Genomic DNA, 25,004 nt, shown 5'->3' with positions numbered 1-25,004 from the left:
GCTTCCATGCACGCTAGCATCTTGAAATATTTCGCAGAAGTTGCGCGTTCGGGCTCGATCCGAAAGGCGTCGGACGAGCTGCATGTCGCGACTTCGGCCGTTAGCCGGCAGATCAAAAAGCTGGAGGACGAGCTCGGAACACCCTTGTTCGAACGTTTTTCCGACGGTTTGCGATTGACCGCGGCTGGCGAGATCGTCCTGAAGCATGCCAAGGATACGCTGCTGAAATACGAGATCATGAAATCCGATCTCGGCGATCTTCAGGGCAAATGTGCCGGCCGGGTCCATATCGCTTCGCTCGACAGTCTCGCCGTCCAGTTTCTGCCGGAATTCGTCATGGGCTTCCACAAGCGGCATCCGGCAGTGGATTTCCGCATCCGCAACGACAATTATACCAGTATTTTCCGCTTTATAGCGGAAGGCGACGTCGATATCGGCGTCACCTTCGATCTTGCCCGGCCTCATGATATCAAGCTGGTTTATGGCGTTCCGATGCCGCTGATGGCGATCGTGTCGCGCAATCATCCGTTGGCGCGGCAGAAGTCGGCCACGCTGCAGGAATGTGCGCAGTTCAAGCTGCTCTTGCAGCTCGACAATGAAGTGATGAGCTCGATGATCGCCGTCGAGCTCGGTGCCCTCAACCGCGTTGGCCGTACGCTGGTTGCGACCAATAATCAGATGATGCTGAAGCCGCTGATCCTGTCGGGCGAGGGTGTCGCGTTCTTCACGCCGCTTGGCCTTCTGGAAGAGCTCGAGGCAGGCGAGGTCGTTGCCCTGCACATCGCCGGCTCTCGGTTGCACAATCTGCAGGTCGGTATCGTCGTGCCGCGTCAGCGCCAGCTCACGCACGCGACGGAAGTGGTGATCGAGTCGATGAGCATTGAGTTGAAGAAGTTCAGCGACAAAATCCATGCCGTGATCCAGAGGTAAAGCAGATGACGATATCCACCCGGTTGCTGCTTCGCCCCGGCTATCAGGTTGCGCAGCGTTTCGACGGCACGGCACGGTTTCAAGTAGGCGCGGACAGATCGCTCGCCTTTGGCCCAGGCGATCTGGTGATGCCGTCGCCTGTCAATGCCCATGACCATGGATATGGAATCCGCACGCTCGATTTCGGCGCAGTCGACGACGCCTTGGAGCTCTGGATCCCCTTTATGCGCCTGCGACCGCGAACCGATGCCTATCTGGAGGCGTTGGTCGCGTTCGCACGGCTGGCGCAAACGGGTGTGGGTGCGACGATGCACTGCCACAACTCGCTGAATATCAACCGGCTCGGTGATGAAGCCGCCGCCGTCATCCGCGCTGCGGGCGACGTCGGTATTCGTTTGGGCTTGTCCTGTCCGTTGCTCGATTTCGATCCCTGGGCCTATGGCGGCGGGCCGGAGAAATTGAAGCCATTTCTGAGTGAGGAGGATTGGCAAGATCTGTCCCCGAGCATTCCGGTCTATGCGCCGATTAAACAACAGATCGCCGCCGTTGAGGCGGTGGCGGCGGCAAATACCAATCCGATGGTCGATGTCCAATACGGGCCGATTGGTCCACAATGGTGTTCAAACGCCATGCTAGAGGCGATCGCCGAGGCGTCCGCGTTGAACAACCGACGCATCCACATGCATTTTCTGGAAAGCCCCCGGCAACGGCAATGGCTGGATCGCCGCTTTCCGCAGGGTGTCGTTCGCTACCTCGATGAAATCGGCTTCCTGTCGCCGCGGCTGGCGATTGCGCATGGGGTACAGTTGCAGCCAGCAGAATGCGAGTTGTTGGCGGAGAGAGGCGTGCAGCTCGTCAGCAATCCCTCGGCCAATCTGCGCCTGCGTTCCGGTATTGCGCCGATTGCCCTTGTAGCGGAGAAAGGCCCAGCGCTTGCCATCGGGCTCGACGGCTCCGGCTTTGACGACGATCAGGATCTCTGGCGGGAGATGCGGCTAATCTATCTTCTGCACGGCGGGCGAGAGCTGGCGCGCCGGTTTACCGCGAATCAAATCTTTGACGCCGCCATTCATATCGGTGCCAAGGTGGTCAACGCACCGGCAGCCCAGGATTTCGTGGTGATCGATTATGATGCCCTGACCGCGGATTGCCTGTTCGACGACATCGACGAGGCGGAGGTGCTGCTGACCCGCATGACATCGGCCTACGCCAAGGGGCTATTTGTCGACGGGCGCGAGATCATGCAAAACGGTCGTCTGACCACCGTCGATTTTGAGGGCGCGCGGCAGCAATTGCGCGAGCAGGCCAGGGGCGATCTGCCCCGTCTTCGGCGCGAACGACAGCTCGCCGGAATATTGTCTGCAGCAGTCCGCCGCTACTATTCTCGCTGGTGAGTAGGTCGGACTGTCTAGGCCACGCTCGTCAGCTCAGCGGCAATCGCATCCAGTGTATCCAGGCGCTCCGTCTCTGCGATCTTCAGGTTTGGCGGCAATAGATTGTTCCATATCGCATTCCTCGTGCGCTTGCCGACGAGATACTTGACCGAAGGAATGAGAGGGTGAGCAGCGATCGCCTGCCTGATATGTCTGACCCTATCGAGTGTCGCGCGATCGCTCTGGTTCTTCCAAAGCCGCGCCGAGGATTGCGGGTCGATATTGACGGTCGCGGAAATGCAGCCCGCGAAATTGTCCTTTTCCGCGCTGGCAAGTGTGGCCTCGTTGCTCGGAAAGACCGCAAAGCCGGGAATTTGCGCGAGTTGACGAGCGTAGTCCAGATTGCCTGAACTATCTTTCGCGCCGCGAATGCGCTCGGGAAATAATTGGATCAGTTTTGCTGCAAGGGCAGGGGAGAACTCGATGCCGGTTAACTGCGGGAAATTATAGAGATACACCGCGATAGGTGTCTCGGCCGTTTCTTGAATGACCTTGGCAAACCAGGCAAAAAGCCCTTCTTCCTGAACCGGCTTGTAATAGTAAGGCGGCAGGATCAGCGCGGCGGCATAGCCTAACTCGTGAGCTTGCCGCGTCAGCGCGATCGTCGTTTCGAGATCGGGCGTACCTGTGCCGACCATCATTCTGTCGCCGTCGAGACCCTTTGCGGCAGTCGCCATGAGGGCACGCCTTTGCGAAAATGACAGTGAATTCGCCTCGCCCGTCGTTCCCAGCACATTGAGAAGATCGCATCCTTTCGCCAGGCACCAGCGGCCATGTTCCAGGAAAGCGTCCGTATCGACGGTTCTGTTTTCGGTAAAGGGAGTTGGTACGGCTGCAATGACGCCACCGATCTTTGCTACTGTCATGTCGATATCCATTCTGGATGGTGACGCCTGTCTTAATCAGGCTCTTTCATATGCGGCGACGAGTGGGTGATCCCGACCGGTCGTATAGTTCTGGTCCCAACCGCCGGGCGAGCCCCAGCCGGTGACATCGGGGCCGAAGAAATCCTGATTGACGGCCTTGAACTGCACCCGGTCCTGCGGAATTTCCTCGTCCCAGGAAATCGCATCGACCGGACAGACCGAGAGGCAGAGACCGCAATTGATGCATTCGCCAGGATGTATGTAGAACATTCGCCCACCCTCGTAGATGCAGTCGACGGGACAAGCGACCGTGCAATCGCCATCCTTAACGTCGATACAGGGATCGGTAATGACATAGGCCATTCGGCGGCACCTCAATCTCGGCTTGAGGCGAGTATGGCAAAGCATGGCGTTGCGAAAAAGCGCCGATTTTCGATGTTTTAATTGCCGAAAAGGCAACGGTGACCTAGCGTCGAATGGATATCGCCATCAGGCCATCAGACGCCATTTTGATGGCTTGATGTGCGAGGCCTAATTGTCACTACAGGAGATCAATATCGCTGAACCGCAATTGTCCGTCCGCAGCACCAAGGCATTATAGCGGCGAGGCAAGCTTCAAAGAGCCTTCCCGATCATCTCCGCCGCTTTCGAGCCGATCGCCATCGCCGGAGCATTGGTATTTCCCGAAGGGATGAAGGGAATGATCGAGCAGTCGATGACCCGCAGGCCATCGATGCCGCGCACGCGCAGTTTTCTGTCAACAACCGACATCGGATCGTCGTCCGGCCCCATGCGCAGGCTGCCGGATGGGTGGTAATTCGTCTTGACGGTCTGGCCAGCGAATTTGGCAAGTGCCTCGTCATCCTGCAGCGCGGGGCCGGGTAGGATCTCGTCGGCGATCTTCGATTTGAATGGTTCCGTCTCCAGCAATTGGCGGGCGACCTTCAGCGAGGCGAGCGTCAGGCGCAGGTCGTCGGGATCGCCGAAGAAATTGCAGTCTACCAACGGCTGATCCGCAGGGTTGGCCGAGCGCAGCTTGACACTGCCGCGTGCCTTCGGGCGCAGCAGGCAGGAGGTGAAGGTGACGCCATAGGTCGGCTTTGCTGAGGAGACATCACGGTCGAGATAGACGATCGGGGCGCAATAGAGCTGGATCGATGGCCGGTCGCTACCGTCCGGATCGTAGAACAAGCAGGATTCAATGCCGGTCGTTGTAACCGGACCTGAATTGAAGAGCAGATATTGCAGCCCGTTGCGAAGCATGGGCCAGCCCTTGTCCTCACCGAAATAGCCGGATTTGGCTTTGGTCGTGGCGATGACCGGCACCTCATGGTGATCCTGCAGATTGGCGCCGACGCCAGGAAGATCGAGAGTTACAGCAATATCATGTTCGCGCAGATGATCGGCCTGGCCGACGCCGGACAGCATCATCAGTTTGGCGCTGTTATAGGTGCCCGCCGCGACGAGGACTTCCCGCTCGGCGTGGATGGTTTGGCTTTCGCCATTGCGCGTAAAGGTCACGCCGGTCGCGCGGCCGTTTTCGATGACGATACGGTCGACGCGAGCATCGGTGAAGATCTCCAGCCTTTTATCGCCGGCAAGTGGATCGAGGAATGCCTTCTTTGCATCGGAACGCTCCAACTTGCCGTTCCACTGGCCGTAGGTGTGCTGCATGATGCCGACGCCGTTTTGCCTCACGCCGTTGAAATCGGGATTGTAGGGATGACCAAGCCCTTGCGCGGCCAGCAGGAAATCCTCTGTCGTATCGGAGATGTATCCCGGCTCGGAGATGCGCAGGTTTCCGGATATGCCGTGATATCTGTTGTTGAAGCGGGTGTTGGCTTCGATCCCTTTGAAGTGGGGCAGCATGTTCGCATAGGACCATTCTATCCCATGGCCAAGATGGGCAGCCCAGCCATCGTAATCCTCTTTCTGACCGCGCATGTAGACCATGGCATTGACGGCACTGCCGCCGCCGAGCGCCTTGGCGACCGGAACGATCGGCCCGCGGCCACCGAGTTGCGGCTGCGCAACCGTCTGATGCATTTCGAGGAAATCATCGCGGGCAAGATATTTCATGTAGCCGGCGGGAAAGGACATCAGCTTGGCCGTCTTGCGCGGGCCGCGCTCGATGATGAGCACCGAAAAGCCGAAATCACGCACCAGCCGCATGGCCGCGACACAAGCTGCCGAGCCACCGCCAGCAATGATGAAATCATAGGTCTTTGCCAAGAACGCTCCCCCCTTTCGGTCGATAAACACCGTCTTAAATCGACCGGATCATGCCCCCGTCTACCCTGATCCGCGCCCCTGTGATGTAGGATGCCCGCTCGCTAGCGAGAAAGGCAACGACGTCGGCGAGCTCGTCTGGCCGTCCGTAACGGCCTGCCGGGATGGTGGCGATCGAAGCGGCGCGGACCTGATCGACTGTCATGTTCTGCCGCTCGGCCGCTGCCTGATCGAGCTGGTCGACGCGATCGGTATGAATGCGTCCCTGGACGATGACGTTCACGGTGACACCGGCAAAAGCCACTTCACCGGCCAGTGTTTTCGACCAGCCGACAACCGCCTGCCGCAGCCCATTGGATATAGCCAGCCGCGGTATCGGCACTTCGACGCCGGACGAGGTGAGGGTGATGATGCGCCCCCATTTGCGTTCGACCATCTTGGGCAGAAGCTGCTGGGTAAGCCCGATCAGGTTTGCCACCATGCCTTCGAAGGCGCGGATCCAGATGTCGGGCGCGACCGTCTGCGCTTCACCAGGCGCCGGCCCACCGGAATTATTGACCAGAATATCGACGCCGCCCTCGGCCAGGATGGATTGCGCGAGGGCTGAGACGCTGGCGCGATCGTTCAGATCAACATGCATAGCGCGGATTTTGCCGGTGGCGCCAGGCTCCAGCTTGCCGTTGAGCGCGTCGATCAGTTCACTGCCGCGCGCCGCGCCTATGACGTCGACCCCTTCATTGGCCAGTGCCAAGGCGATTGCCGCGCCCAGACCCTTGCTTGCGCCAAGCACCAGCGCCCTCTTGCCTTCCACGCCGAGCTTCATGCGCCGATCTCCTGAAGACGCCGTTTTTGTCGGGCGAGCAAGCGCTCCACATCCTTCACATCGAGTGGCGAAAGCTTGGCACCGGGCTTGCGCAGGGCGGCGGATTTGATGACGCCGCGCTTGGCAAGAACATATTTGCGGGCGGCAAGGCCAATGCCTTGTTGCTGCTCGTAGCGTGCGAGCGGCAAATAGGCGTCGAAGATTTCGTGCGCCCGGTCGACATTCCCAACCGAATAGGCTTGCACGACGCCCACCATCATTTCCGGATAGCAGAAGCCGGTCATGGCGCCGTCGGCGCCGCGACCCATTTCCTCAGGCAGGAAGAGCCCGCCATTGCCGCAGAGGATGGAGATGCGCCGCGTCTCACCCTTGTCGCTGTAGGCGCGCAACGCGGTGATCTTCGACAGGCCTGGCCAATCCTCGTGCTTGAGCATGACGCAGTTCGGCACTTCCTTGATGATCCGGTCGATGACTTTGGGTGCGATGGTGACATTGGTCGTCAGCGGGTAGTCCTGCAGAACGAAGGGCGTGTCACCCAGCACTTCGCCAACCGATTGATAGAAGGCAAAGGCCTGGTCGTCGGTCTTGATTGTCCAGGGCGGGGCGACCATCACGCCCGCAGCTCCCTGGTCCATCACAGCCTCGGCCAGTTCCTGCATCGGCGTAAGCCCCGGTGCGGAAACGCCGACGACAACGGGCAGGCGGCCATCGAGGCGCTTGAGCACGCGCTCCACGACGGTCCGCGATTCCTTCGCCGTCAGCTTCGGTGCCTCGCCAAGCTGACCGAGCACCGTCAGCCCCGTCACCCCAACGCTTTCGTAGAAATCCACCATGCTGTCGATGCTGGTAAAGTCGAGCGCGCCGTCGTCGGCAAACGGGGTTACGGCAATCACATAGACGCCTTTGGCGCCTTCTGTCAGTCTGGCCATTTAGCCGCCTCCAAATTCATTCGCCGAAACAGATGATCCAGTGCTACTGGTAAACATCGTCATAATTTTCATTGTTCGTCAAACGATTAGGCAGCGTTACTTTGATCGAGCCGCGTTAGCGGAGCCGATTTCCCTGACCATCGAAATAGCGGCGTCTTTCCGGCGAGCAGCGCAGATAAAGCGCATCACCGCGCTGAACATCTGGACCCTCGCGATACTCGGCGATCAGGTTCTGGCCGTCCTCAGTCTGACAATAGAGGTAGCGCGTGCCGCCGAGATATTCGTCGAAATCGACGGTCACGCGGATCGCGTCATGGCTGTCGGGTACCACGATCAGATGTTCCGGGCGCATACCCAGCATCAGCTTGTCGCCGGCCGTCAGGCTCGCTTGTCGTATATCCGTCCTGATTGAACCGCCGGGGACTTTGGCGGAGCCATCGGAGGCCCATTCGGCTTCGATCATGTTCATGCGTGGCGAACCGATAAAGCCCGCAACGAAGATATTGGCCGGATCTTCATACACCTCGCGCGGGCTACCGACTTGCTCGATCTTGCCGTCCCTCAGCACGACGATCTTGTCGGCCAGTGTCATCGCTTCGGTCTGGTCGTGCGTCACATAGATCATCGTGTTGCCGAGCTCACGATGCAGCCGGGCGATTTCGATGCGCATGGAAACGCGCAGTTCGGCGTCCAGGTTGGACAGCGGCTCGTCGAACAGGAAGACATCCGGCTTGCGCACGATCGCCCGGCCGATGGCGACACGCTGCCGCTGACCGCCGGAAAGTTGGCCGGGACGGCGGTCCAGGAGATGATCGATCTTGAGGATTGCCGAAGCGGCCTTGACGCGCGCCTCGATCTCGGTGGCATCGGTTCGGGCCATTTTCAGCCCGAAACCGAGATTTTCGCGCACGCTCATATGCGGATAAAGCGCATAGGATTGGAAGACCATGGCGATGCCGCGCTCGGACGGGTCGAGATCGGTGACATCCCGACCCTTGATGGCGATCTCTCCATCAGTCACTTCCTCCAACCCAGCAATCATTCTGAGCAGGGTCGACTTGCCGCAGCCGGATGGGCCGACGAAGACGACGAAGGCACCCTCCTGCACATCGAGATCGATACCGTGAATGACCTCCAGCCCGCCATAGCTCTTGCGGACGCCGGTCAATCTCATGCTGTTCTTCGCCATATCAGGCTCCGTGTTGCATCTGGTCAGCGCGGATCCAGACCAGCATCTCACCCGGTTCACGATTATCCCACAGATGATAGGGAACGAAACGGGCCGTGGCGGGGCGGCTCTTGGGCGGCGCCGTTCGATAGAGATCCGATCCCCAGTCAGCCTCAGCGCGGGCCACCGGAATGTCGAGCGCGACTGCACCCTCTAGCGCTGCAAGTTCCGCAGTCTGCGCCGATGCAGGATCGGTGATGAGCGAGATAGCGTTGAGATCGCGGCCATTGTCCGTGCTTTCGACGCAGTAGACCAGCGGCCCGCGCATCAATGCCGCGCGTCCTAGATCCTGGCGTACCCTGGGATTGGCGAACAGGGTGCGCGGGATCAGCGGAATATTGAGGTCGACCTTGTCGCCGCCCTGCCACTCCCGCTCGATACGTGCATAGCCATCGACGGTGACTGATGAGAGATCGACGGGAGCACCGTTGATGGCAAGCGTTGCGCCCTCGGCCCATTCAGGGATGCGCAGGGAAAGTGCAAAGCGGGCGCTGCGGTCCGGATTGACTTCGAAACCGATGGCGCCGTCCCAAGGGTAATTCGTCTTCTGGGCCAGTTCGACCGTGACGCCGCTTGCGAGCGGAACACGGGCCTTGCTCTCGCCGTAGAGATGGACGGCGATTTCGTTGTCGGCAGCCGCATACATATAAGAGCCGACCGAGGCCAGCAGGCGGGCAATGTTCGGCGGGCAGCAAGGGCAATTATGCCAGGTCCAGCGGTGATGCTTACCGGCGCTCTCAAGCGGGTTTTCGTAGAAGAAGGTTTTTCCGTCGAGCGAGAGCCCGGCCATCGCGCCGTTATAGAGTGCCTGTTCCATGATGTCCGCATAACGCCGGTTCGGCCCGCGGCCGAGCATGCGGTTCGCCCAAAAGACCAGTCCGACCGAGGCACAGGTTTCGGCATAGGCGCTTTCGTTCGGCAGGTCGTAATAGTCGGTGAAGCCTTCATTGGAAGCGGCCGGCCCAATGCCACCGGTGATATACATCTGCTTGGTGGTCAGATCGTCCCACAGCGTTTCCAGCGCCAAGGTCAGGCTGTCATCATTATATTCCGTGGCGATATCGGCCATGCCGGAATAGAGATACATAGCGCGCACCGCATGGCCGACGACCTTTGTCTGCTCCCTAACTGGCTGATGGGCCTGATTGTATTCATAGGTCTTCTGCACGAATTTCGCCGGATCGCGGCCGTCGCGAAGTGCCTCCTCGGTGAAGAAATGCGGCTCCTGACCACGCTCGTCGATAAAATACTTGGCGAGATCGAGATATTTCTTCTCGCCGGTGACCCGAGCGAGCTTGACCAGCGCGAGTTCGACCTCTTCATGGCCGCAATAGCCCCGAAGCTTATCCTCGCCATGGCCGAAAACGGTGATCATGTAATCAGCAAAACGGCTCATGACGTCGAGCAGCTTGCGCTTTCCCGTTGCCTGGTAATAGGCGACGGCGGCTTCGATCAGATGCCCGGCGCAATAGAGTTCGTGGTGGTCGCGCAGGTTGGTCCAGCGGCGGCCTGGCTGCACGCGCTGGAACCAGGCGTTCAAATAGCCATCCTCCTGCTGCAGTTTTTCATACATGTCGATGATTGCGTCAGCGCGGGCCTCAAGCTCAGCATTCGGGCGGCGATAGAGCGAATAAGCAATTGTCTCGATCGATTTGCCGAGATCGCTGTCCCAAAACATCTGCGTCGAGCCTGACCAAGTCTGCAACGGCATGACGATGCCTGGGCTCGGCTGGTCGACGTCGATTGCTTTAATCATGCCGGCCTCGACGCAGCGGTCGAGCAGGGTGGCGGCCGTCGAATTGCAGATCGCATCCTGCCGGGCACCGAAAAGGCCGTGAAGCTCGACATTCGGTACGGGCAGGGGGCGGAATTGGCGACTTTCTTTGTCTGACATTGCTTTCATCCGTTTCGTTTGAGGTTCATTTCACCGCGCCGGCCATCAGACCGCGCATGTAATAGCGTTGCAAAAGCAGGAAGACGATGACGCAGGGTATGGTCATCACGGCGATGCCGGCCTGGACTGCACCCCAGTTGACCGCGCCGAGCCGTCCTGTCCGGACCGCGATCATCAGCACCGGCAGCGTGAATTTCTCATTGCTGGACAGCAGCACCAGCGCCGCCAGGAATTCATTCCAGGCGTTGAGGAAGGCGAAGATCGCGACGGTCGCCACACCCGGCATCACCAGCGGCAGCAGCACGCGGAACAAAAGTTTCAGGTCGCGCGCGCCGTCGATGCGGGCGGCTTCCTCGATCTCCTTCGGCACGGCGTCGAAGGCGTTGCGCATCATGAAGACCGAGAAAGGTAGCTGAAGGGTGACATAAACGAGCGTCAGGCCGAGCAGCGAATTGTTGAGGCCGAGCCTCGCCAGGATGATAAACAGCGGCGTGAGGATCGACTGGAACGGGATCATCAGCGTTGCGATGATCAGGATGAAGAAAGCACCCTTGAACGGGAAGTGGTAGCGGGAGAATCCGTAGCCGGCGAGCAGGCTGACCATGACCGTTAGGACGACCGTCGTCACTGAAACGAAGAGCGAGTTCAGTGTATGCCGCACGACACCCGCGCCGAAACCATCGAGAGCACGATAGGCATCGAAGCTGAAGCCCGAAGTCGGCCAGGGCGGCAGGGGCGGAAGGCTCGCCTCCGTGCCGTGGCGGAACGATGACAGCAATGCGATCGCAAAGGGCGCGAAGAAGAAGATGACGATGATGACGCCGACGCCGTGGTAGCTGACGGCACCCCACAATTTCCGCCGGGCGCGACGTTCTTTTGCCATTCGTAACTTTGTGGTGCTCATGTTCGCGATGCTCATGGGCGATCCTCCCCGACGCGCAGAAGCCAGAGCTGGACAATGCTGATCAACACGAGAATGACGAGCAGGGCGATCGACAGCGCCGCGCCATAGCCGAGATTGAAGGACACGAAGGACTGGTTGAAAATGTAGTAGACCACCGAGATCATCTGGTTCTGCGGCCCGCCGCTGGTCATGATGTAGAACTGATCGAAGGCAAGCACCGAGCCGGTGATGGAGATGATCAAGGCAAGCGCGATCGTCCGGCGCATCAGCGGCAGGGTCAGGAAGCGGAAGCGCTGCCAGCGCCGGGCGCCGTCGATACGGGCTGCCTCCGTCAACTCGGAGGGGATCGCCTGCAGGCCGGTGAGCAGAATGATCATGGTGAAACCGGCTATCTTCCAAACCACCATCACGACGATTGTCGCAAAGGCGGTGTCGAAGTCGGCAAGCAGGTTCGGCCTGCGGTCGATGAGCCCGAGCGCCTGGGCCGCGGGTACGAAAAAGCCGCTATCGACATTGGCGAGCCAGACCCAAAGCAGCGAGGCGGTCGCCAGCCCGACCACGACAGGCAGGAAGATGATGGTGCGATAAAGGCCGACAAGCGGCCGTTGCTTTTCGACATAGAGCGCCAAGGGAAAAGCGACCGCGAAAATGACGATGGTGACGATCACGGTATAGTAGGCGGTGAAGCGCAATGCCGCCATGAAGCGGACGTCCGACACCATCCTTGTGTAGTTGCCGAAGCCGATCCAGCGCGGACTACCGAGCAAAGGCCAATTGTGCAGGCTCATCCAGCCGGTGAACAGGACAGGCAGGACGAAAAAGACAAAAACCAGCGCCATGGCGGGCGCTATATAGAGAAATCCATGCCAACCGGCACGTCGCCGCCGTTTGCGGCGCCGCAGTGCTCCTATAGCTCCGGGACCAGCCATGGAATGCTCCTGATGTTTTGGTGGGGAGGACCGGGAGACCTGGGGCTCCCGGTCTGGCGTGATTTATTGTTGCTGCGCGTTGTCGATGATCGACTGCATTTCCGACTGTGCATTGGAGAAGGCCGTATCGACGGTGTCTCCAAAGATTGCGGCATTGGTAAAGCCGGCCCACGGGCCGTTGGCGCTGTTGATCAGGTCGTTGAACTGCAGCGTATAAGGCGTCTTGGCAATAGAGATGGCTTTCAAGCCCACCTGCATGCGCGGATCGAGGCCTTGGAGCACCTGGTCGGCGATATCGCCGCGCGTTGGCAGGCTGCCGTATTTCGCCATGATCTTCTGGCCGTCCGGCGAATAGGTATATTCGAGGAATTTCTTTACAGCATCGAGCTTCTTCGTACCCTTGGAGATGACGAAGTTGTCGCCGCCGGCAAAGGAGGACGTCTTGCCGTCGACGCTCGGGATTAGCGTCACACCGAAATGGATGTCGGGATATTGCGTGATCAATGTACCGATCGAGAAGGCACCGATGCTCTGCTGCCCGATCTTGCCGTTGCTGATGCTCAGGAAGTTGGCACCGGTGTCGCTGGCAGCGCCTGCCGGCACGAGATCCTTCTTGACCATGTTGCGATAGATATCGACCGCCTTGCGCATCTCTGGCGTATCAAGCGTCGCCTTCTTGCCGTCCGCCGAAAGAATGTCGGCGCCTGCACCCCAGACAAGCGGCGTGAAGGTGAAGATCATGCAGCCGCCGCAGCCGCCGCCGGAGAAGTAGAAGCCGTAGGTGTCGCCGCCGAGCGCGCGGATTTTTTCGGCATTGCTCGTGATTTCGTCCCAGGTGGTCGGCGCTTTGTCCGGATCGAGACCGGCTTTCTTATAGAGGTCCTTGTTCCACGCGAAGACGGAGGTCTCGACCGAGAGCGGCAGCCCGTAGATATGGTCTTGATAGGTGCCGAGCTTCACATGCGACGGCGAGAGCGAGTTAAAATAGGGCAGGCTCTTGGCCCAGTCGGTCAGGTCTTCCAACTGGCCGGCTGCGGCGAAGGCCGGCGTGTAGATCAGGTCCATCGACAGAGCGTCAGGTGCCTGTCCGCCAGCAATCGCGGTCGCATATTTCTGCACGAGCTCGGAGAAGGGGACCTCCGTGATGGTGACCTTGTCGTCATGGCTGGTATTATAGGCTTCGACGACCTTCTTGAAGGAATCGCCAATGCCGGTGCGCACCCACATCGAAATATTTTCGGCGGCTGATGCGCCGGACATCAGGCACAAGGATATGAGGCCGGTCGCGGCCAGAAGTCGCTTCATCATGTTTCTCCTCCCATGGGGCTTTTCCGTCTGCCCCGCTTCATCAACTAATGATCGGGGTTTCCCCCACACGACTGCCGCACGACCAACTCGCACGGCAATGTCCTGATCCCGGGTTCGACGGCGCGGCCTTCCGTCAGCGCCAGAACCGTCAGCCCGGCCTCCCGCCCGAGCGCCTTGAGATTCATGTCGACCGTCGTCAGCGGCGGCCGCGTCTGCGCAGCGACAATCTCCCAGTTATCGAAGCCGACCACGGAGACATCGCGCGGTACGCGTACATCGCGCTCGCGCAAGGCATCGACTACGGCGCGGGCGATCTGATCGTTGCCGCAGAAGATCGCGTCCGGCTTCGGTCCGGACGTATTCCATATTTTGGCGACGGCCTCGTGCCCCCAGGCCTCGGACCATGTGCCGTAAAGAACCGGCAATTGGTCACCGACGAGGCTCAGATAGGCCTTGGCGCGCTCGCGCACTGAAACGAAGCTTTCCGGGCCGGTGATATGGGCGATCCGGCGACGACCGAGACCCATCAACCATTCGACGGCCAGAGTGGCACCCTGAAAATCGTCGGCGCAGAAGGTGACGCTGCCGGGCGTTCCCTCGGTGAAGGCGTAGACGACAGGTACGGGCAGATTGGACAGATCCACCGGAAGCCGGCGGTCGATCCTCTTTCCAGAGGCGATAATACCATCAACACTCTTGTCGAGCATGGCGTCCACATGAACCTTTCCGAGCGCAGGATCGTCTTCGATCGTGCAGAGAAACACCGAAACCCCGTGGTCGACGAGCGCTTCGGTAATGCCGGCCATGACAGGGAGGGTGAAACGGCCGTAGGTATCGTTGGTCAAAAGACCGATGGTGAAACTCCGGTTGCTGAGCAGACCCTTGGCCAGGGCATTCGGTCGGAAACCGATTTCGGTTGCGACCCGCTTGACCCGCTCCCTGGTGTCGTCGCCCATCCGCCCGGTATTGTTCAACGCTTTCGATGCGGTCGAAATGCTGACACCTGCGGCAGCGGCAACGTCATGAATCGTTACCCGAGCGCTTCTAACTCGCTGATTTTCCAGATGTCCTCTCCCGAACTTATTGTCGTGAGAAAAGCTTTTCTCAATCTGGGAGTCAAGATGGGAAAAGCTTTTCTCAAAATTTTTTGATCATGCCCGGCTATTGATGTTTTTGGCTGTAAACCCGCCGGATATCTGAGCGACTTTTACTGCCGGTCGAAAGACCAGCGGTTAACCATGTAGGTGCGTGGTGAGGTCCCCAGCATGCGCCGGAACATCGTCGTGAAGGCGGCGACGCTTTCATAACCGGCCTCCAGCGCGACGTTGGTCACCGGCTGTCCTTCGGCAAGTTGCGGCAGGCATGCAAAGACACTCGCCTGCTGGCGCCAGGTGGTAAAACTGATGCCCGTTTCCTTGCGAAATTGTCGCGTGAAGGTCCGCCGGCTCATCGCCAGTTTTTCGGCCCAATCGTCCAGCCGCGCATTCGGCGTCGGATTTGCCAGATAGTCGCGGCACAGCGCCACCAGCCGCCGGTCGGACGGGAAGGGAAGGCCGAGCGGACGTTCCTCCAGCGTCGAAATCTCTTCGATGAGGAGGGAAAGGACAAGTTCGGCCTTGCGATTTCCAATAGGAGCTTCCCGCAGCCGGATAGCTTCAAGCAGCAGACTGCGCGCGAGATCCGTGACTTCGACCACGCGAGGCGCCTCGTCCGATAGCGTTGGATCGCGCGGTGTCACATAGACCGATTTCATGCTGACATCGCTCAGTATCTCGACGGAGTGCTCCAGGCCAGCAGGGATGAACAGTGCGTGGCCGGGTGGCACCATCCATCGGCCTCGGGTCGTCAGGATCAGGACGACGCCGGAAAAAACGCAGAGCAACTGTGTGCGGCGATGGTGATGCCAGGGAACAGTGTAGCCCTGCGGCGGCTCCGAACTGTGGACGAGTACGCCCGCGTTCGATTCCTCCATCCAGAGCATATTTTGCTCGTGATCCCTTTCGAGTGTTGCCAGCAACTGCGCAGAGAGCGTTTCCATTTTTGGCCCGATCGCGAAAGAACTGGACCAAAACACGAAAGAAGGTCACCCGCAAGCCGTGTAAAAGGCTGATTAAACAGCACGGTTGAAAGGAATCAGCCGGCGCAGGAAGGAATCCTCAATGGTTGCGGCATTTTCGGGTACGCAGGCCCGATTTGAGAAGACGACGATTTCAATCGTAGTGGCGGTCAGCGTTTGCCATCTTTTGAACGACATCATGCAATCGCTGCTGACGTCGCTCTATCCGATGTTCCGGGAGAACTACGCGCTCGATTTCGTTCAGATCGGCCTGCTGACGATGACGTTTCAGATTACGGCGTCGCTGCTGCAGCCGATCGTCGGCATTGTCACGGACAAGTGGCCCATGCCCTTTTCCCTGCCGGTCGGTATGGTCAGCACGTTCTCAGGGCTGGTGCTGCTCGGCTATGCCGGCAGCTTCGGCATGCTTTTAGTCGCAGCCAGTCTCATTGGTTTTGGATCCGCGGTGTTCCATCCGGAAGCCTCGCGCGTAGCGCGGCTGGCTTCCGGCGGGCGCCATGGTCTGGCACAATCGCTCTTCCAGCTCGGCGGCAATGCCGGTTCCGCCATCGGGCCGCTGATCGCCGCCTTTTTCGTACTTCAGCACGGCCAGTCGAGCGTCGCTTGGCTTTCGGTTCTTGCTGTGATCGGCTTCATCGTCCTCAGCTGGGTCGGCACCTGGTACATCAGCCATCGCCGCCAGCATGCCGCGCGCCCGGCTCCCAGCCGCACTTTGCCCATAGCACGCAACAAGGCCATGTGGGCGCTTATAATCCTGATCCTGCTGACGGCCACGAAGAATGTGTATATGGCGAGCATATCGAGCTATTTCACCTTCTATGTCATCGACAAATTCCATCTCGACGTTCGCGACGCGCAATTGATGCTGTTCCTTTTTCTCGGTTCTGTCGCGGTCGGAACGATCATGGGCGGTCCGGTCGGAGATCGTCTCGGAGCGCGTTTCGTGATCTGGTTCTCGATCCTGGGCGTTATCCCCTTCGCTTTGATGATGCCCTATGCCAACTTGTTCTGGACCTGTGTCCTGACAGTGGTGATCGGGTTGGTGTTCGCGTCGGCCTTCCCGGCCATCGTGGTTTTCGCGCAGGAATTGATTCCTGGCCGCGTCGGCTTGATCGGAGGCATCTTCTTCGGCTTCGCCTTCGGGGCAGGGGGACTTGGTGCGGCGTTCCTCGGCGATTTTGCCGATACGCATGGGATTTCCTTCGTCTACACAGTCTGCTCTTATCTACCGCTGCTCGGTCTGTTCACGATCTTTTTGCCGCGCATTCCGAGACATTGAGCAATGGCGGCGGGGTGGTTGACCGCCCCGCCAGGACGCCTCACCGTCCCGGCTCTTCCCATGGAACCGAGCCCAAAAAATCGCCGTTGTGGGACTGGTCATCGGCCTGTTCTTCACCATAGTCTATGCTGCTTCACGCAGGAGGAGGTAACTGTCGAGTGAGCGCAGGCACCAAGGTTCCGGCCGCAGAATGTTTCTGCGCTGATCCTTCCCATCTGCTTTTGCCGATCCCACTCGTTTGACCCCGTCGGACCGTTATCATCCTACTTGTTTTGTAATGTCTCTTTCTCGACGCGGCGACCGCCGGTGCGGTTTCGGCCCTTGACATCAACCATGCAGGACACGCCATGCAGCTCACCATCGCCCAGCGCCTAGACCGCCTTAAGGTACGCACCGCAGAGCTCAGCCATTGGCGCGAACGCGCTGTACTTCCGGTCCGCAACTGGACCTTCGAGCGCGAAGATATCACCATCGGCCAGGCCTGGCCGCATCGCAAAGGCGTGGTGCATTTCGCCTCGCAAGCGAACGTGCCCACCGACTGGCCGCTGGAAGAAACTCGCCTGCAACTCGATCTCGGCGGCGAGAGCCTGATTACGCTCACTTATGATGGCGGCCGGAGCGAGCGTTTCGGTCTCGATCCCTTCCATCAGGAATTCCCGCTGAAGGACCGCAACCTCTCAATCACAACGGATAGCGTCGCTCGCCTTCCTTTCGGCGAACCGAACCGCCAGCCGAGGTTGAGCCGGGCGCAGCTCGCCTTGCTGGATATTCCCGTACATCGACTGAACCTGTTAATGCGGCAGATAGCGGAGGCGGTCGAAGCACTGGACGAACACGATGTGGTGCCGCATCTGCTCGATGCTGCCGAGACGGCGCTGCGCAGTCTGGACTGGCCTTCTGCGACACATCCCTATGTGTCCCGCACGGCGAAGGCCGAATGGCAACAAAAAATCTGGGAACTGCCGGAGCTGGTGGGGAGCCCCGCAGATTTGACTGAGGACGAGCGTGCGTCTGTCGTTGTGGCCTATGACATCCTCCGTGCCCGCCTGAAGACGCTGCAAGAACGCTATCCGCAAAACGGCGAATTGCTGCTGACCGGCCATGCTCATATCGATCTTGCCTGGCTTTGGCCTTATGACGAAACCCGCCGCAAGATGCGCCGAACCTTCCACACGGCGCTGTCGCTGATGGACCGCTCGCCCGAGTTCCGCTTCAACCAATCGACGGCGCATTATTATGCGCAGATGGAGGCAGACGATCCGCAACTGTTTAAGCGCATCAAGGAGAAGGTGGCGGATGGTTCATGGGAAGTGATCGGCGGCATGTGGGTCGAACCGGACACGAACATGCCGACCGGCGAAAGCCTGGTGCGGCAGATCCTTTACGGCCAGCGCTATTTCGAAAAGACCTTCGGTGCCCGTCACACGGTCTGCTGGCTTCCGGATTGTTTCGGCTTTTCTGGCGCCTTGCCGCAGTTGTTGCGCCAGGGCGGCATAGACAGCTTCTTCACCATCAAGGTCAATTGGAGCGAGACCAATAAGTTCCCCTACGATCTCTTCTGGTGGGAAGGCTTGGATGGCAGCCAGGTGCTGGCGCACACCTTCGACAATCCGATGCAGGGCTATAACGGTTTTGTCCAGCCGGATTGCTTCATGCCAACCTGGAAGAACTTCCGGGCAAAAACCCTACACGATACGTCGCTCCTTGCGGTGGGCTATGGTGATGGCGGCGGCGGCGTGACCCCGGAAATGGTCGAACGCGAAGTGCAGCTGCGCGATTTCCCCGCCATTCCGAAGGCGCGTTGGGGCAAGGTCGCCGATTTCTTTATGAGCGCCCATCGCACGGCCAGGGAAAAGCGTCTTCCGACCTGGTCCGGTGAAATCTATCTCGAATTACATCGTGCGACACTGACCAGCCAGAGCGGCGTCAAGCGGCTGCACCGCAGGGCGGAGCAGGCCCTGATAACAGCTGAAACACTTGCATCGATCGCCCACATGATCGGTGGCGCTAAACCGCCGAGCCTCGAGGCGGATTGGCGGGTGACGCTGAAAAACGAGTTCCACGATATCCTGCCGGGATCGAGCATTCGAGAGGTCTATCAGGATGCAGAGCGCGAGCTTTCCGACGTCATCGATCATGGCAAGGTCGTTCAGAGGGACGCTGTGGATGCGATCGTCTCGGCCCTTCCAAAGGGCGGGATAGTCGACGCTCTCGTCGTCATCAATCCGTCGCTGGACGCGCGGCCACTGCGCGCGGTGTTTGCCGACGGCATGGTGCTTTCGACCGAAGATATAATCTCGCCACTCTCCATCCACGTGCTCGACCGAGCCGCATTGAAGCCGGCTGGCGGCTTTTACGCTGACGCGAGGCGGCTGGAGAACGAGCATCTCGCCGTGACCATCGGTGCGGACGGAGCTGTGCGGAGCCTCGTCCACAAGGCGACCGGCCGTCAGGCGCTGGCGGCACCCGCCAATCAGCTTTGGATCTATCCGGTCGACAAGCCGCGCAATTGGGACGCCTGGGACATCGACGCTGATTATTCGGAAAAGGGCATTCGTCTCGATAAGCCGGAAAGCATCGAACTTGTCGAAAACAATGCGCATCGGGCGGCAATCAAGGTTGTCCATCGCCATCGCGATTCCAGCATCGTGCAGCATTATGTGCTAACGGCCAATGCGAGGCGGCTGGATATTGAGACCGAAATCGACTGGCATGATCGCCGCACGATGCTGCGATCGCTGAGCCCGGTTGCGACGCGCGCGCACACCGCCACGTTCGAATGCGCTTACGGTGTCGTCAGCCGTCCGACACATACCAATACGAGCTGGGATGCCGCCATGTTCGAGGCGGTTGCCCATCGCTTCATCGATCTCAGTGAGCCAGATTTCGGCGTGGCGTTGCTCAACGACGCGAAATACGGCCATAGCGCCCGCGGCAACGTACTTGGCATCAGCCTGGTGCGGGGCTCGATCTATCCCGATCCACTGGCGGACGAGGGCGAGCAGCGTTTCACCTATGCGCTCTACCCGCACGGCTTTGAGTGGCATTCGGGCCGGGTGCGCGAAGAAGCCGACGACCTAAATCAGCCATTGGTCTTCGCGACAGCCGCCAATCTCGCGGAAACGACAGTTGCGGCGATCGCGGTCACGGGCACGCCGGTGGCACTCTCGGCAGTCAAGCCGGCGGAGGATGGCGATGGGCTCGTACTGCGTGTCTATGAACCAGCCGGTCGTCGAGGCAAGCTCAGCATTGCGCCCTTAAGCGGTTGGACGATCAGCGAGGCCGTCAACCTCATGGAGGAACCAACCCGACGCGATGCCGGTCCAGATATCCTGCCCTTCGAGGTCAGGAGCTGGAAGATAAAGCGGATGTGACAGCGGCGCCGACCGGGCGCGGTTCGAATGAAGAGCAGCCAGCGTTGCCCTGATCGGGGAAGGTCGCGCCTGAGCGGAATTACACCTTCAGGAATTGCGAAGATTTATCGAAGCTCAGGCCAGGAAAGATCTTGGAGGTCAGGTCGTCGGCGCCGACATCGAACTGCCGGTAAAGCATGGCGGCTGCGATCTCGCGCACGTCTGCGGTGGGCATGAGATCGCGGTCCTCGAAGAGCTGATCGTCTTTAATTCCCGGCCATCTGCCAAGCACGCGGCCGCCATTGATGGCGCCGCCCGCCAGCAGGCAGCAGCCTCCGGTGCCGTGATCCGTGCCGCCCGAGCCGTTCTGGCGGACGGTACGGCCGAATTCGGTCATCGCAAGAACCACCGTCGTCCTCCAGGCATCCGGCCCGAGCATGCTCTTCAATGTCAGGACCGCCTGTGTCAGGTCACCGGCCGCCTTGCGGAACTGGACCGCCTGTTGCACGTGGGTGTCCCAGCCCGTGATGGAAAAGCTGGCGATACGGTATTCGCGCAATAACATCTTGGCGGCTAGCGCTGCGACATCGGTTACCTGCTCGCCGCGTTTGGTGCCTGGTTCCTCGCCCATCTTCGCCGACTGGTCGGCGCGCGTCGCCTCATCCATCGCCTTGGCGAAAGCTGGGTCGTTGGCATAAAGACGCGTCAGGAAATGCATCTCGTCCGCACCCATGCCGAAATTGGAATCGGACGCCCAGACATCGACCAGATTGGGACCGGAAAGGATCAACTCGGTCGAGGTGTTGATGTCAATCGCTTTGCGAGCCGTCGAGCGCGGAATGGTGGCGAGTGCGCGGTTCAGCCAGCCGGTTTTTTCCTCGGCGACGTGATCGCCGCCCGTTTCCAGCATGTCCTGCCCGTCGAAATGGCTGCGGGCGTCGCGATAGGGCGTCGAGACGGCATGGATGAAGGCTAGCTCCTTGGTCTTCCAGAGCGGAAGCAGGTCGGCGGCGGCTGGATTAAGACCGAAGAAGCCGTCGAGATCGACCAGTCCCTTGTCAGGCGCAAGTGCGATGTCAGGGCGCAAGCTGGCGAAGGATGGTTCGCCGTAGGGCTGCACCAGATCCAGTCCATCCATGGCCCCGCGCAGCACGATGGTCACGAAGCGGTTCTCTCCGGGCATGGCGGCAAAGGTCACCGGCGTAAAGATCGGCGCGGCCGCCAGACAGCAGGCGGAAGCGAGGAAACCGCGGCGGGAAAGCGAGAAGGCCTTGTCGTCTGCCATAGGGATGCTCCTCGCTCTAGCGACGATTGAATTCGGGGGAAGCAAGCACGAGCGTCAGGCCCGTCATCTTGTTCGGCGCCTGCGATACGACCCGGATCGTGTCGTCGCGGGCAGCATCGGCGAGCGTCTCCTTGAGGAACTGCCGCGGATCCACCTGCTTGCCATAACGGCCGATCGCGCGCCGCACCCACGAAATCCGCTCGGAAAGCTCGCCGGCATTGATCCAAGCGTCGAAGCCCTCCGGAAAGCCGGCCGGACTTGGCGGTCGCCAGACCGGCTGCCCCATGCGTTGCAGCGCGTAGATGCCGAGGCCGCGCGGCACGTAGAAGGTCGCGTCGATCGCGGCCTGTCGGCGCTTTGCTTCCTGAGGATCAGGTGTTGTGTCGGGCGTGGTAGCGCCATTGCCGGGCAGGGAAGGATTGTTGTTAACCATCGCCTGCGCCCCATCCTCATCATCGGCAAGCGGATCGACAATAGCTGTTGCAGTGGCGTTCTTTTGAAGATCGAGCGCCCGCAGGCCCGCCACGATGAAGTCGAAAGGCTGCCGGGCCTTGGTTGCCTCGTTCATCCAGGCGGCCGGGTGATCAAGCATCGCGCCATAGACAGCCATCAGGTCGCCATCCGTCTTTCGCCACGCCTGGGTCATGGCATCGATCATTGCTTGTGGCGGCGTATCGGAAATGAAGTGGATGGCGAGCTTGCGGCTGATATGTGCCGCGGTTTTCGGATTCAGCGCCAGATCGTCCAGCATCTGCAGGTAATCCCGCTCCGATCGCTGTGTTCGGCCATAGCTAACGCCCAGCACCCGATGGATGCCGGGTTCAGCGGCGGCCTTGCGGAAATCGGCCTCGACGGCCTGCCGATCGACGGTGATGCCCGTCAGTACCATCGCGGCGGATCGCACATCGTCTTGCGTATAGCCGCTGCCGGCACCAAGCGTATGCAACTCCAAGAGTTCGCGGGCAAGATTCTCGTTGAGCCCCTTGTTGCGTCTGATGCCGGCGGGGGAATCCGGCCCAAGCGATTGCGCTTGATCGAGATAAATCAACATCGCTGGATGTTGGGTGGCGCTGCGCAGCAGATCCGGAAACGTGCCCCCGATATAGGGCCGGATCGCCTCAGCCTCGAACAGAGGGACGATGAGTTTCATCGGCTGAGTCTTGTCGACGCTCACCGAGAAATGGGTCGTCCAGAATGCGGCCAGCCGCTCGTAAAAGCCGTACGGCGAGAAGACTGCTTGGGCGATGCGCGCATCGGCATCGCGTTGATAGCTCTGCCGAAGCTCCTTGAAGACGGTTTTCAGCTCGTCGCGCTTGGCGGCGTCCTCAATAGTGCTGGCGCGGATGTCGCGAAGACGGTCTACCACATTGGCGATCGCCTGCCGGCGTGGCTCGATACCGCCGACTGGAAAGAGGCAGCTGCCGTCCTTGATCCGCATCGGGTCGAGCAAGGCGTCCTTGTCGGCCGGCGGCGTTTCACCGTGCCGGAAGCCATAGCCGAACCGCAGCGCTGCCAGGGTCTGAAAGGAAAGGCTCATCAGCTTGTCACCATGTCACCGATATCAGACAGGCTCGCAGGCAATTGTGACAAGAAAGTTCGGAAATTGTGGCTTTTTCCCGACATGGACAATTTGTAATGACCACATCGGCAGGGTTCTCCGCAGGCGCCCGATCCGTCCTAATTCGTCCCTAATTTCTCTTCTATATGATCAAGGGAAATGAGGTGGGCAATGGTTAGGTTTATTTCTCGCAACATCGTACTTTTACTCGCCACGGTCATGACCGCGCTCGCCATAGTCATGTACAACTTGTTTTTGCTCGTGGTGAGGCATCACCACACATTGCTGCATGACATTCGTCGCGGATTTTTGGTGCTTGTTCTCTTCGGAATTTTTTATGGCGTCTTGCGCTATATTCAGGCAATACCGGACGACGCCGACTAGAATTCTTCAAAAGCACGAGCCCGTCGGGGCGCGACGTGTGGTTTATGTCGGTTCTATCGGGCTGTTGCCGGCGCGCCGGCAACCGCTGCCTCATACAGGAGTATTACCTCCTTGTTTTCGTTTTCTTGTCGACATTTTGCCCACAATCGCATTAATGTCGATTCCAGACGCGGTGCCAGCCGCAGGATAACCGCAGACAATAGGTACTGGAAATCACGATGACATGGTCCCACCCCGTCGCCCGCATCACTGACGATGAACGGCAGCTTCGCCTGGCGCGGTTGAGACAGGCGTTTGAGGCCGAGCAGTTCGCCGGTATGCTGCTGGGTTCGACCGAAAGCCTGCGCTATTTTACAGGTCTCGTCTGGCATGCGAGCGAACGGTTCCTCGGCGCCCTCGTCACGCCGACGGCACTTTACTATATCGTCCCGGGTTTTGAACGCAGCCGCGTCGAGACCTTGTCGCACCTGCCTGGTGAGATCCTGGTGTGGGAGGAGGAAGAAAATAGCGCCGCGCTGGTATCACGCTTGCTCGGTCAGGCCGGCTCGCTCGCACTTGACGATGAGCTGCCGCTTTTCTTCTACCACAGGCTTGCTGCGCAATTTAGGGCCGAAAGATTGAAGGACGGCGGCCAGATCATCCGGAGCCTGCGGCGTATCAAGTCTCCAGCTGAGATCGCCCTAATTCAGTACGCCATGAACCTGACGCTCGATATCCAGAAGCAGGCGCATGCCCTGATGAAGCCAGGTATCAAGGCTTCGGAAGTCATCGACTTCATCGATCGCCGGCATCGCGAGGTCGGCGCCGATGGAGGCTCGACGTTCTGTATTGTTTCCTTCGGAACGGCGACTTCGCTGCCACATGGCGCCGAAGGTGACCAGACGCTTGGCGAAGGTGACGCCGTGCTTGTCGATACGGGATGCCAGATCGACGGTTATCATTCGGATTTGACCCGGACCTATGTACTTGAAGGTGGCAACAAAGAATTCGAAGCGGCCTGGGCAATCGAACGGGAGGCCCAACAGGCGGTCTTCGATGCCGCCAAGCTCGGCGTGCCCTGTTCGAGCCTTGATGATGGCGCGCGCAGTGTGCTTTCAAGACATGCTCTCGGTCCAAATTACAGTCTGCCGGGACTGCCCCACCGCGCCGGCCATGGCCTCGGCCTACAAATCCATGAAGAGCCCTATATCGTCCGCGGCAATGCCATGCCGCTCGCCGCCGGCATGTGCTTTTCCAACGAGCCGATGATCGTCTTTCCCGACAAATTCGGTATTCGGTTGGAAGATCATATCTACATGGCGGCGGATGGTCCGCATTGGTTCACCACTCCCGCCCGCGGGCCGACCGAGCCATTTTCGTAATCGCCAGGCCGCATCAGGCAGGATGATAGCGAGCATAGGCTCCGCTTCCTTGTGACGTCCGGCTCCGGCTGTCGGTCGGACGCTCGTCATTGTCACGGTGATGAGTGTGGTTATGGTTAACAATCCATTGCCCAAGAAAGTGCACGTGAATCTGTATTCGCATTTTATTAGAATAAACATTGAGTTAACGGATTTCGGGAACGGCGTCGGTAAATGTATTCGGGTTTGAGCGAA

19 protein-coding genes are annotated in these 25,004 nt (G+C 59.6%); 5 read left to right on the top strand and 14 right to left on the bottom strand.

All coding sequences use genetic code 11. The annotated features are described in order from the left end of the window. Positions 1–6: 6 nt before the first annotated feature. Together PY650_RS23430 and PY650_RS23425 are read left to right on the top strand one after the other, a co-directional pair. Positions 7–930 (top strand): LysR family transcriptional regulator, encoded by a 924-nt coding sequence (locus PY650_RS23430; RefSeq protein WP_285881971.1) that lies wholly within the window; start codon positions 7–9, stop codon positions 928–930. Positions 931–935: 5 nt separating this feature from the next. After that, the gene (locus PY650_RS23425; RefSeq protein ID WP_285881970.1) at positions 936–2,324 is read left to right on the top strand and encodes an amidohydrolase family protein; all 1,389 of its coding nucleotides are present in this window, start codon (positions 936–938) and stop codon (positions 2,322–2,324) included. A 14-nt stretch (positions 2,325–2,338) separates the two neighbouring features. On the opposite strand, the gene PY650_RS23420 is transcribed toward PY650_RS23425, so the two are convergent. The 12 genes from PY650_RS23420 to PY650_RS23365 form a co-directional block, all read right to left on the bottom strand. Continuing rightward, entirely contained in the window at positions 2,339–3,229 is an 891-nt protein-coding gene (locus tag PY650_RS23420) for a dihydrodipicolinate synthase family protein (protein ID WP_285881969.1), read from the bottom strand. A 36-nt stretch (positions 3,230–3,265) separates the two neighbouring features. Then, positions 3,266–3,592: a ferredoxin gene (fdxA, locus tag PY650_RS23415; protein WP_285881968.1), complete on the bottom strand. Its 327-nt coding sequence runs from the start codon at positions 3,590–3,592 to the stop codon at positions 3,266–3,268. Between the two features lie 252 nt (positions 3,593–3,844). Beyond that, complete coding sequence (locus PY650_RS23410; RefSeq protein ID WP_285881967.1) at positions 3,845–5,461, bottom strand: GMC family oxidoreductase; 1,617 nt, start codon at positions 5,459–5,461, stop codon at positions 3,845–3,847. A gap of 34 nt (positions 5,462–5,495) precedes the next feature. Continuing rightward, positions 5,496–6,281 (bottom strand): SDR family oxidoreductase, encoded by a 786-nt coding sequence (locus tag PY650_RS23405; protein ID WP_285881966.1) that lies wholly within the window; start codon positions 6,279–6,281, stop codon positions 5,496–5,498. Continuing rightward, positions 6,278–7,210 carry a dihydrodipicolinate synthase family protein gene (locus PY650_RS23400; protein WP_285881965.1) on the bottom strand — a complete coding sequence of 311 codons (933 nt, stop codon included), beginning with the start codon at positions 7,208–7,210 and terminating at the stop codon, positions 6,278–6,280. Before PY650_RS23400 ends, PY650_RS23405 begins: the two co-directional genes overlap by 4 nt. 115 nt (positions 7,211–7,325) lie before the next feature. Continuing rightward, a complete protein-coding gene (locus PY650_RS23395; protein ID WP_285881964.1) occupies positions 7,326–8,399 on the bottom strand; it encodes an ABC transporter ATP-binding protein in 1,074 nt (357 codons plus the stop codon). A gap of 1 nt (position 8,400) precedes the next feature. Continuing rightward, on the bottom strand, positions 8,401–10,332 hold the full coding sequence (locus PY650_RS23390) for a glycoside hydrolase family 127 protein (protein ID WP_285881963.1): 1,932 nt from the start codon (positions 10,330–10,332) through the stop codon (positions 8,401–8,403). A gap of 25 nt (positions 10,333–10,357) precedes the next feature. Beyond that, entirely contained in the window at positions 10,358–11,215 is an 858-nt protein-coding gene (locus tag PY650_RS23385; protein ID WP_432761570.1) for a carbohydrate ABC transporter permease, read from the bottom strand. A gap of 32 nt (positions 11,216–11,247) precedes the next feature. After that, the gene (locus tag PY650_RS23380; protein WP_285881961.1) at positions 11,248–12,165 is read right to left on the bottom strand and encodes a carbohydrate ABC transporter permease; all 918 of its coding nucleotides are present in this window, start codon (positions 12,163–12,165) and stop codon (positions 11,248–11,250) included. Between the two features lie 63 nt (positions 12,166–12,228). Further along, the gene (locus PY650_RS23375) at positions 12,229–13,473 is read right to left on the bottom strand and encodes an ABC transporter substrate-binding protein (RefSeq protein ID WP_285881960.1); all 1,245 of its coding nucleotides are present in this window, start codon (positions 13,471–13,473) and stop codon (positions 12,229–12,231) included. A gap of 44 nt (positions 13,474–13,517) precedes the next feature. Next, positions 13,518–14,447 carry a LacI family DNA-binding transcriptional regulator gene (locus PY650_RS23370; RefSeq protein ID WP_432761568.1) on the bottom strand — a complete coding sequence of 310 codons (930 nt, stop codon included), beginning with the start codon at positions 14,445–14,447 and terminating at the stop codon, positions 13,518–13,520. A 233-nt stretch (positions 14,448–14,680) separates the two neighbouring features. After that, positions 14,681–15,511 (bottom strand): AraC family transcriptional regulator, encoded by an 831-nt coding sequence (locus PY650_RS23365; RefSeq protein ID WP_285881959.1) that lies wholly within the window; start codon positions 15,509–15,511, stop codon positions 14,681–14,683. 121 nt (positions 15,512–15,632) lie between these two features. Here PY650_RS23365 and PY650_RS23360 point away from each other — a divergent pair, with 121 nt between their 5' ends. Both PY650_RS23360 and PY650_RS23355 read left to right on the top strand, forming a co-directional pair. Next, a complete protein-coding gene (locus PY650_RS23360) occupies positions 15,633–16,829 on the top strand; it encodes an MFS transporter (protein ID WP_285881958.1) in 1,197 nt (398 codons plus the stop codon). A 347-nt stretch (positions 16,830–17,176) separates the two neighbouring features. Beyond that, the gene (locus PY650_RS23355; protein ID WP_285881956.1) at positions 17,177–20,203 is read left to right on the top strand and encodes an alpha-mannosidase; all 3,027 of its coding nucleotides are present in this window, start codon (positions 17,177–17,179) and stop codon (positions 20,201–20,203) included. 79 nt (positions 20,204–20,282) lie between these two features. On the opposite strand, the gene PY650_RS23350 is transcribed toward PY650_RS23355, so the two are convergent. Next, positions 20,283–21,467, bottom strand: coding sequence for a DUF1501 domain-containing protein (locus tag PY650_RS23350; protein ID WP_285881954.1), 1,185 nt, complete (start codon positions 21,465–21,467; stop codon positions 20,283–20,285). 16 nt (positions 21,468–21,483) lie between these two features. Next, the gene (locus tag PY650_RS23345; RefSeq protein WP_285881952.1) at positions 21,484–23,004 is read right to left on the bottom strand and encodes a DUF1800 domain-containing protein; all 1,521 of its coding nucleotides are present in this window, start codon (positions 23,002–23,004) and stop codon (positions 21,484–21,486) included. A 623-nt stretch (positions 23,005–23,627) separates the two neighbouring features. Here PY650_RS23345 and PY650_RS23340 point away from each other — a divergent pair. Beyond that, positions 23,628–24,770: a M24 family metallopeptidase gene (locus tag PY650_RS23340; protein WP_285881950.1), complete on the top strand. Its 1,143-nt coding sequence runs from the start codon at positions 23,628–23,630 to the stop codon at positions 24,768–24,770. Positions 24,771–25,004: the final 234 nt, after the last annotated feature.

The organism is Martinezella calliandrae (assembly GCF_030272695.1).
Taxonomy (GTDB): Bacteria; Pseudomonadota; Alphaproteobacteria; order Rhizobiales; family Rhizobiaceae; genus Rhizobium; species Rhizobium calliandrae.
The sequence above is the reverse complement of the archived record's forward strand: the minus strand, read 5'-3'. Positions and strand labels throughout refer to the sequence as shown.

Bases quoted from the DNA above. Each gene is read 5' to 3' on its own strand.
- PY650_RS23340 (WP_285881950.1), top strand. From the start codon at position 23,628: ATGACATGGTCCCACCCCGTCGCCCGCATCACTGACGATGAACGGCAG.
- PY650_RS23430 (WP_285881971.1), top strand. From the start codon at position 7: ATGCACGCTAGCATCTTGAAATATTTCGCAGAAGTTGCGCGTTCGGGC.
- PY650_RS23405 (WP_285881966.1), bottom strand. From the start codon at position 6,281: ATGAAGCTCGGCGTGGAAGGCAAGAGGGCGCTGGTGCTTGGCGCAAGC.
- PY650_RS23365 (WP_285881959.1), bottom strand. From the start codon at position 15,511: ATGGAAACGCTCTCTGCGCAGTTGCTGGCAACACTCGAAAGGGATCAC.
- PY650_RS23425 (WP_285881970.1), top strand. From the start codon at position 936: ATGACGATATCCACCCGGTTGCTGCTTCGCCCCGGCTATCAGGTTGCG.
- PY650_RS23345 (WP_285881952.1), bottom strand. From the start codon at position 23,004: ATGAGCCTTTCCTTTCAGACCCTGGCAGCGCTGCGGTTCGGCTATGGC.
- PY650_RS23420 (WP_285881969.1), bottom strand. From the start codon at position 3,229: ATGACAGTAGCAAAGATCGGTGGCGTCATTGCAGCCGTACCAACTCCC.
- PY650_RS23400 (WP_285881965.1), bottom strand. From the start codon at position 7,210: ATGGCCAGACTGACAGAAGGCGCCAAAGGCGTCTATGTGATTGCCGTA.
- PY650_RS23380 (WP_285881961.1), bottom strand. From the start codon at position 12,165: ATGGCTGGTCCCGGAGCTATAGGAGCACTGCGGCGCCGCAAACGGCGG.
- PY650_RS23385 (WP_432761570.1), bottom strand. From the start codon at position 11,215: ATGGCAAAAGAACGTCGCGCCCGGCGGAAATTGTGGGGTGCCGTCAGC.
- PY650_RS23395 (WP_285881964.1), bottom strand. From the start codon at position 8,399: ATGGCGAAGAACAGCATGAGATTGACCGGCGTCCGCAAGAGCTATGGC.
- PY650_RS23355 (WP_285881956.1), top strand. From the start codon at position 17,177: ATGCAGCTCACCATCGCCCAGCGCCTAGACCGCCTTAAGGTACGCACC.
- PY650_RS23350 (WP_285881954.1), bottom strand. From the start codon at position 21,467: ATGGCAGACGACAAGGCCTTCTCGCTTTCCCGCCGCGGTTTCCTCGCT.
- fdxA (WP_285881968.1), bottom strand. From the start codon at position 3,592: ATGGCCTATGTCATTACCGATCCCTGTATCGACGTTAAGGATGGCGAT.
- PY650_RS23360 (WP_285881958.1), top strand. From the start codon at position 15,633: ATGGTTGCGGCATTTTCGGGTACGCAGGCCCGATTTGAGAAGACGACG.
- PY650_RS23375 (WP_285881960.1), bottom strand. From the start codon at position 13,473: ATGATGAAGCGACTTCTGGCCGCGACCGGCCTCATATCCTTGTGCCTG.
- PY650_RS23390 (WP_285881963.1), bottom strand. From the start codon at position 10,332: ATGTCAGACAAAGAAAGTCGCCAATTCCGCCCCCTGCCCGTACCGAAT.